Annotated in this window: 6 protein-coding genes; 1 reads left to right on the top strand and 5 read right to left on the bottom strand. The window is 53.1% G+C overall.

What is annotated here, in order from left to right:
• Window positions 1-578 precede the first annotated feature (578 nt).
• The 5 genes from GSQ80_RS04035 to GSQ80_RS04055 form a co-directional block, all read right to left on the bottom strand.
• On the bottom strand, window positions 579-1,859 hold the full coding sequence (locus GSQ80_RS04035; RefSeq protein ID WP_158786242.1) for a hypothetical protein: 1,281 nt from the start codon (window positions 1,857-1,859) through the stop codon (window positions 579-581).
• Between the two features lie 450 nt (window positions 1,860-2,309).
• Window positions 2,310-4,511, bottom strand: a complete 2,202-nt coding sequence (locus GSQ80_RS04040; protein WP_158786243.1) for a hypothetical protein — start codon at window positions 4,509-4,511, stop codon at window positions 2,310-2,312.
• 440 nt (window positions 4,512-4,951) lie between these two features.
• A complete protein-coding gene (locus tag GSQ80_RS04045; protein WP_158786244.1) occupies window positions 4,952-5,575 on the bottom strand; it encodes a hypothetical protein in 624 nt (207 codons plus the stop codon).
• 63 nt (window positions 5,576-5,638) lie between these two features.
• Complete coding sequence (locus GSQ80_RS04050; protein WP_158786245.1) at window positions 5,639-6,013, bottom strand: hypothetical protein; 375 nt, start codon at window positions 6,011-6,013, stop codon at window positions 5,639-5,641.
• A gap of 60 nt (window positions 6,014-6,073) precedes the next feature.
• Complete coding sequence (locus GSQ80_RS04055; protein WP_158786246.1) at window positions 6,074-7,201, bottom strand: helix-turn-helix transcriptional regulator; 1,128 nt, start codon at window positions 7,199-7,201, stop codon at window positions 6,074-6,076.
• Window positions 7,202-7,273: 72 nt separating this feature from the next.
• On the opposite strand from GSQ80_RS04055, the gene GSQ80_RS04060 reads away from it, so the two are divergent.
• Window positions 7,274-7,657, top strand: coding sequence for an antibiotic biosynthesis monooxygenase (locus GSQ80_RS04060; protein WP_216850134.1), 384 nt, complete (start codon window positions 7,274-7,276; stop codon window positions 7,655-7,657).
• Window positions 7,658-7,868 lie beyond the last annotated feature (211 nt).

Raw genomic sequence — 7,868 nt, forward strand, 5'->3', positions numbered from 1 at the left:
GAGATGCTTGGTGAACGGTGATCTGTCTCGCACATTTTAACAACCTGATCTGGTCGAGCCAGCCGGAAGCCGCGAACTTGCCGAAAACTCGACTTTGCGGGAGTTGTCGAAGTCGCTCTAAACGAGAAGCGTTTGCTGCCCTATCCGGAACACTGTTTATAGGTGGCCCTTATGTCCGTCCGAAGCCTGAGATAGATGACTCTTAGGCTCCCAACGCTCGGGTGTACACCGCGAATAACCATGCCTTGTTCGTTCTTACATGGTTCCGTTGGCTTGGCGTGGCAGGTGAGACACGGGCGATCAAAAGGTAAGGTATCCATGCCAGCCACGCTCTCAGGCACCAGCGATAGAAGGCAAGAGTCGCACCAGTCAACCGAAGTTGCCGAAAACCCGACTTTAAAGGAGTTTCGATCCTCACTCTGATTCTCCTAAAGCCAGAGCAGGATCGTCGAAGGCAAAAAAACAGCCCCGTGGGAATTCAGGGGCTGTTCCGAGATGTTCTCTAACTGCGCTCGATTTTAGGCTTGGCTGAGTTCAATTGCAAACAGAGCTAAGGTGCGTCTGAGGGTAAAAGCAATCTAGTGGTGAACCGGGTGATGCGCTGGAGCCGGCTTCGGAGCAGCCTTCTTCGGCACAATCGCGCCATCCGACATGGTGATCATCAGCGGGCTAGCCGTGTACGAATCGTACGTTCCGTCGACCGTAATTTTGTCGCCCGCCTGCGGGATCGTCTTCAGCGGTTCCTTCAAATTCACTGTGAAATCAGGGGTTTTGCTCGCAACCGCATCGTCTGAAACCTCCAGAACCAGCTGGCTTTCCGTAGCCGAAACCACCGTCACATTCGGGAACTCCACCTGCTTGCCCTTCACCGAATCGAATACCTTCTGAGCGTCCGCCGGCTTGCCATACTGCAGCGCCGTTTCCTTATCTCCCAAAGCCAGCGTCGCCAGATCCGGAGTGCTCGAAACTAACTGAGCCACAAGATCTTCCGGCTTTGGAGCAGCCGTAACCGTGAACCCAGCGGGCGGATCCAAATTGGTCTGCACCGCCGTCTGCATGGCCGCATATCCATCCATGCTGCCGTGATACTTCTTGTAGCAATAGTTCGCCAACGGCTCAATGGTCGTCTTGTAAGCCGCGGGAGCAAACGCCGCAGCACGCGTCGCATACCAGGCACAATTCAGATAGTCAGGCGGCGTCGAGCTGTAATAAGCCTGCGCCAGAACATACACGTCCTGAAGAGTCTGACCAACCTTCGTCGTATTGTCTTTATCTTCTTCGATCTCCTTTTTCAGCACTGGGATCGCATCGGCAAAGTCTTTTTTAGAGATGTCGTCGTCGGCAATGGCGCTCTGAAATAGTGGATCGGTCTTCGCCTTGAGGGCTGAAAAATCAGCGTCCGCCATGTCCTTGGGCTTTGCCGCGTTTATACCTTGCTGAGCATACTTGACAACCGCATCAAGCGCAGACTGTTTGGCTGCTGGATCAGTCAACTTGTCGGCATCTGCTTTCCGGTAGAACACCTCGAAAAATAAGGCGCGTAGATTATTGGGATCCACCTCCAGAAGCCGATCGGCGGCGTTTAGTATTGCAGCCTTGTCCTGAAGCTGCGCGTCAGCAAACAAAATTTGATTCAGCACATCCACTTTTACCGCCGAGTTTGGATACTGCTTCAAATATGCCTCGAACGCTGCTGCTTTTTCTGCCGGTGTTGCCGCCGTGTTGGCTTTGTTATAGGCCGCGTATTCATCCTGTGACATCTGAATCCCCCCAGAAGCCGCTTGCTGGGAATACACCGGAGACGCGATTGATCCTGCACTAACCACAACCAACAGCGAAGCAAGTATGAGCTTCTTCATATCAGAAACCTCCTCGGGGCAAAGTGCGACGGTTTAAATCAAGGGAATAACGGCAGTCAGGAATTTAATGCCCAACCGGAAGAATGCTACCAAAGATGTGGCATACCCTCCACTTGGAATCGTGTCCCCGCTGTTCACGCAAAAACGGGGTTTTGGGAAACTACGCTTTGGGCGCTTCAAACTCCCTTATCAGCTAGCTTACGATATTGCTCCTCTGTAAGTTGCAGATAGATTCCGCCTCTGCCCCTAGCGATTGCGTGCTCAATAGCCTGCTTCGCTGCAAGGTCCAACCGCGCCGGGGTTCGGGCTAGGAGCTCTTTCACCTTGTCGATGCTGCCGAGCTGGCGGATACGGCCAACAGGCGTCTTCAGGTTTGGTTCCAAGAACTGAACATTCCAACCGTCACTAAGCAAGTACGTCATATATACATCAATCTCGAGAGGCTCGGGCTTAGTAGCTAAGATCGAGGATCGCAGGAACATTGGTGACAGTAGTTGGTGTGCCTCCGGTTAAGTCGATGGTATAAAGCTGCTCCTGCGACGAATTTTGTCCTGTCACGATCTGAAAGTATTGGTGTTCGATCGGGTCTAGCGCCCCATCATAAAGTCCGGGGTACGAAGACGCTGGGAAGCTGTAGATGGTACCGACCGAGCCGCTCGACGGATCCAGACTGACGAGGGCATAACTGTCACCCGGAAGGATCTCGATTCCGTACAGCAGGCCAGACGAAGAGTCGAACACGAGATTATAAATTTGGGGCGCACTCACAACTTGAGGGGCAGCGCTTCCTGTAAGGTCGATGTTGTAGAGCTGGAACGAATTCGCTCCTGTCATCCCGATCTGAAAGTATCGCTGCCCCACCGAATCGACGGCGCCTTGCGCATAGACGATGTAGAACGTGATCGGGAACGTATACATCGATTCAATCGCACCGGTACTAGGATTCAAGCTCACGAGCGGCACGCCTGAGCCTAGGGCTTCAGTTCCGTAGAGGAGCCCAGATGATGCGTCAAATTGCAACCCCCACATTGCAGGTAGATTCGGGAGCTGTGTCACGCTCGGCGACGAAGCCCCGGTGACGTCGACCGTGTACAACTGCTGCGTTGATGCTGTCCCACTATCTGTCTCGACGATCTGGAAGTAACGATGTCCCAATGGGTCGAGTGCCCCCTCCGAGAGACCGGTGTAGAAATTGGAAGGAAATGCGTATAGAGAACTAACAGTCCCGCTGGAAGGGTTCAAACTCACTATTGTGGGAGTGCCGGCTTGCGATTGCTCTATTCCGTAGAGTGGCTGAGTACAAGCGACAACCTGATTTCCGGATTCGCAAACTTGAACAGGCTGAACGAGGTTCCAGTAATAGATCGTGAGCGATAACTGCGTTGCGGTGGGCAGAGCTTGCGCTGTTAGACTCAGCAATTGCAGCCACTTATTGTAAGGATTCAACCACGTAGCGATCGTAGAAAAAATGGAGGTCGTACTCGCCTTTGCCGCACAGCTAAAAGCTATCTTGAATGCTCCGCCAAGACTGGCTACGGTGAGGTTGTTGGCTAGGCTCAAGTCGACGCCTGCTCCCGTCGAAGCCGATAGAATGACGGTGTTGTAGGCTGTGCCCATGCCATTGATCAACTGCGTTACGCCCTGCTGAGCGCAGGCGTCCACGTTGACACCAGTAGCAACCTTTCCTAATGCCTGGTTCATAATAAAAATCAACACATTTGCGATGCCTTGCCGAACGTTTGCATCCCGAGCGGCGGAATTCTGATCTACGGTCACCAGAAATTGTTGGCCATTTCCCCCTACATCAACTGCGGTAGCAGTTTGGGGGTACGCAAACAACGGAGGCGCCGCGGGCAGGGATAAGCCTGGATTAGGACCAACAATATTGTTACCGCTAAGATCGGCACTGTAAGCATGAAGGGCAATCGGCAGCTTGTTGGTAATTTCTACTCCGCCGTTTCCATCTGGAGCGTTGATATAAACCGAATAAAACGTAGCCAAACTGGCGATAGGCCCAAGGATCTGGAACGGAAGCGGAGGGCCGGCGATTTCCGCCGGCGAAAGGGAAGACCTGACAGTGTTCGCTGACGGAGTCTCTGCTGTTGCGATCTGAGATAGGACGACCGGAATGACTTGATTTACGACGATTGCCACGTCACCGAGCACGCTGGACGAGGTAACCGGAGCGGTTCCCGACTGCAGACTGAATAGCACAGCAGCAGAAAGCGCACTGTAGCCGGCGGCATTCTGAACATCCGCTTCCATCTGAGAGTAGGTGAGCACTGACGAGGAAGATGGATCTAGAGAAGATAGAACTAGCGCCACTGAAGTACTATCCACGCTTAGGACGGTTGTATCCGCATTTGCAAAAGCGGCAAGTATGGGATTTTGGTTCTGATCAACAGCAAAGATCAAACTGGACACACCGGCAATACCGGCGGGAATTTTCAGCGCCGTAGCTGGCGGTTCGCTATCCGCAACCGAGACGACCTTGGTGATCAGACCCTGGACCGCTGCTGGTAGCGACGGGTCCAATCGGGCGATAGTTAGGGTCGTTTCCGACGTGGTAACTTTTTGTGTACCGCCGCCGCCGCACCCCGCACAGGCCGTCATCACAACACTTACTGATAACCAAAAACCGATTGGCCTCATGGGGTTGCCCTCATTTTGTTTGATTGGGCTATCAAAGCTGTGTTCCTTCCTCCCTTTGGGCTTTGCAGACTACAGACTAGATTTGTGGCGTCGAATAATGAAATGTTCCTAGAACCCGTCTTGCGGCACTTATCTCCGTGTACACCGCTGCATAAATCTGCCTTGAACAGACGTTGTAGAACGACGTACCTCCGCCGCTTGCGTTTCTCATGGAGAGGCAGGATTCGACGCTAGGAATGTAAACAGGCTGCTGAGCGTTGAGGCAAGCAGGTGCCGTAATACCGAAGCCAATTAGAAGCGTCCAATATTCCACGGGGGTATCCTTCAATGGCTGAAGTTCTGTATACGCATCACACCAACCTGCAAGAACACGTTTGAATAGAGGCAGAAAGGAACTTTGTAGTTGAGAAGTAGGCCCACTGGCGAGAAGGCAAGTTCCACTAAAATACCTCTTTCGTCTGACCGCCCGCGAGTTCGATCATATGCAAAATCGCCTTTACTACGCGGTCGCCCTCCTCTCTGGTCATTACCGGCAGGCCGAATTTGTATGTATTGGCGACACCGTCGTTCAAACGAACCCAATAGGGAGTGTTGATGGAGAAGCGATACGGAACAGCTGGGCAGGGCCGACCGCCGCAATTTGATGCGCCCATAGCATGATCGTCTCTGCAACTTGCCTCGGCAGGATTTTCTTCCACTACTAGCGACGCTATTTTGATAGAACGCAGAACAAAAGTAATGTTATGGTCTTGTGGCTGAATCTTTTCGGTCGCATCGTCGTCGTATCCCGCAGTTATGTATCGGAATGTAAGCGTTCCATTTGCCGCGGTGACGCTGTCTATACCTAATGCTCTGACTGTGTCACTCGCAGCCGTGATGTAGCCGTGCGGGTCCGAATACTCAGTATTTACGCATTCGGAGTAATACGTATGGCGATGGCTGTTCAGAAAGTCGAGAGTTTCCTGAGACGTCGGAGCTACTTGAGGGTTCTGATCCTGGGCAAATGTTGGGCGTCCAGAAATGAAAAACATCACGAGCAAGACGGCGGGCAAAGCTATTTTCATATTTCACCTATTAAGAATCGGGACCCTGGATGCGGAGAACTTCCCACGAGCGGTTGCCTCACATCAGTTTTTCTTGCAACGGAATTGGGTATTTGGTTTTGTGACGCTTCGATCGCTCCCATCAACGGCCCAGTAACTTCGGGGACAAATGTAGTAGTCCCACCCGCCTGCCTCATTTTTCTCGCGCGTCGTACTCCCTGTTCCCGAGGAGGACCCTGGACGGATCTCGAGTTGACCGCCGCTGCCACCGTTAAACGGAACCCACTGTACCGATAGGCTGATATTGCAGGTATTCTCTATTCCAATCGTGCCGAACCCTCCATCCACGAGGCGAATGCAGTTGTTGTAGTTTGGTCCGACATACTGCTGAGCCTTGGCTGAAGCTTTCATCATCAGGGACAAAAGGATTGCGAAGGCGCAACGCATGGTTGTTTTCATGCATTGAGTTTCCTTCGCTAGCTCTGTTTCGGCATGTCCTAAATGGGATATACCAAATGCTTAATTTGCGGATGGTTGCGGGATAGCCATCAGCAGGCGGACCATCTCACTCTGACGGTTCGTGTTTGTCTTGCCCATTATGGATTTGAGTTGGTTGCGTACCGTTCCCGCTGAAGCCCTTCGCAGGCAAGCAATTTCATCGGGGGAGTAGCCCATAAGGATTCCATTTGCGACTTCCACCTCTGCCGGAGTAAGCCGATAGAGCTCACGAAGGACATCATCCGGAAATCGGGTAGCCCTTTCCGGATCAATGACAAGGATCAAAAAATCCGCGCCTGAGCGGAGGGTTTGTTTTTGGGGCAGGGGAGAGAAAAGTAACTGCGAAGGCCGTCCACCATCTGTACGCGGAAGTAGTATCGCGTGATTCGGGCCGGCAACGCTTGATGCCGGAGCTCGATGGCTACCTGACAGCGCTTTCCGAAGTGCGATGGCCGCATCTTGATCTAATGGCCTGAGAACTCCTGCCGAGAGTGTTAGTGCTCTTCCATCGGCCACTAATGAATCCGCAGCGGCATTTCTGTGAATGACAATCCCACTCCGCTTGACAAGAAATGTTGCTGTGAAACTGGCATCTGCAATCGCTTCGGCTCCCGCAAGACGCTGTCGTATTGCACCGAGTTCACGGTGTATTTCCAAAGCCTTCTTGATATGAGGCAGAAGAAGACGAAGCAGCTGGTTGCAGTCTTCATCCATTGGGCCCATCTCGGGAGTGCGCCAGAGACTGATTGCTTCGAGGCGCCGCACGGAGAGGGTAAGTGGCACTAAGGTGGCGTAGCGGGCGCCAACTGGCTGCGCCAAGTCGCGATACATGTCGGTTTGCAGGAGGCCTTCGTGCGGTAGGATGTCGTCGCCCTGGAAGACACCTATTTTTGCATTACGAATAAGCGGAGCTCGAAAGGGATCGCTAGTACCGTATCGCTCGTTGTAGACAGTTATGAAATCTATGTCGTGACGAGAACCGCCCATGGCACGAACTGTGACACCCAAGTGAGTATCCGCACAGAAGAAAAGCCCATATTTGCTGCTGGTGTGGTGGCAGAGAAGCGTTAGGAATTCTTGCCATTGCTCCTGATCGAGCGGGGCCGAGTAAAGAACCTCCAGCAAATCCGAAAAAGACTGAAGAGACATGGCTAAGAAAGGGGATCGCGTTCAGCCTACTCTATTTCGCAACGGTCATCAATCGTCAACAGAAGACGCAAATTGGTAAGTTTCGGTGAGGAGTTGGAGATCAGCTTTTCAGCTTCCTATCCTGTGCCGCAGCGACTTCCAGGTAGATTCCCCGCGACCCGGGCCGAGGACGCTGCGGCATATGAAGCGTTCCTGCGCGAGCGAGCCGCGCCAGACTATGCCTCTATCCCGGGCCTTCTCAGGGCCGTCTTCACGCGACGCGACGAAAGCGATGGGGCTCATTTTCTTTTGGTGACGTTTTGGGACGGCCTCGAAGCGGTGAAGGCGTTTGCCGGAGCCGACCCGGCCAAGGCCAAATACTATCCTGAAGACGACCGCTATCTCCTGGAGAAGGAGTCTCAGTCGCTTAACCACCAAGTGTTCTTCGACAGCGATGACGTGCGCCGGGTGCCCTAAACATATTGCGAGCTAGCTTGCAGAGGCGTCGTCCATGCTCGTCAGACATATCGCAGTCGTCGGACCACGTTTGCCACGCGGGCGGTCAATGCATGAAGTTCCTTGAAACGGGGTTTTCGGCGACTCGGCCCAAAGTTGCCGATAACCCGACTTTTGGGGAACCCGGAGACATAGCTCTCCAGAGCGCAACGAGCACATTGGCCGTTCGGCG

It is taken from the genome of Granulicella sp. L46, from assembly GCF_009765785.1.
Lineage (GTDB): Bacteria > Acidobacteriota > Terriglobia > Terriglobales > Acidobacteriaceae > Granulicella.

Bases quoted from the DNA above. Each gene is read 5' to 3' on its own strand.
- GSQ80_RS04035 (WP_158786242.1), bottom strand. From the start codon at position 1,859: ATGAAGAAGCTCATACTTGCTTCGCTGTTGGTTGTGGTTAGTGCAGGA.
- GSQ80_RS04040 (WP_158786243.1), bottom strand. From the start codon at position 4,511: ATGAGGCCAATCGGTTTTTGGTTATCAGTAAGTGTTGTGATGACGGCC.
- GSQ80_RS04045 (WP_158786244.1), bottom strand. From the start codon at position 5,575: ATGAAAATAGCTTTGCCCGCCGTCTTGCTCGTGATGTTTTTCATTTCT.
- GSQ80_RS04050 (WP_158786245.1), bottom strand. From the start codon at position 6,013: ATGAAAACAACCATGCGTTGCGCCTTCGCAATCCTTTTGTCCCTGATG.
- GSQ80_RS04055 (WP_158786246.1), bottom strand. From the start codon at position 7,201: ATGTCTCTTCAGTCTTTTTCGGATTTGCTGGAGGTTCTTTACTCGGCC.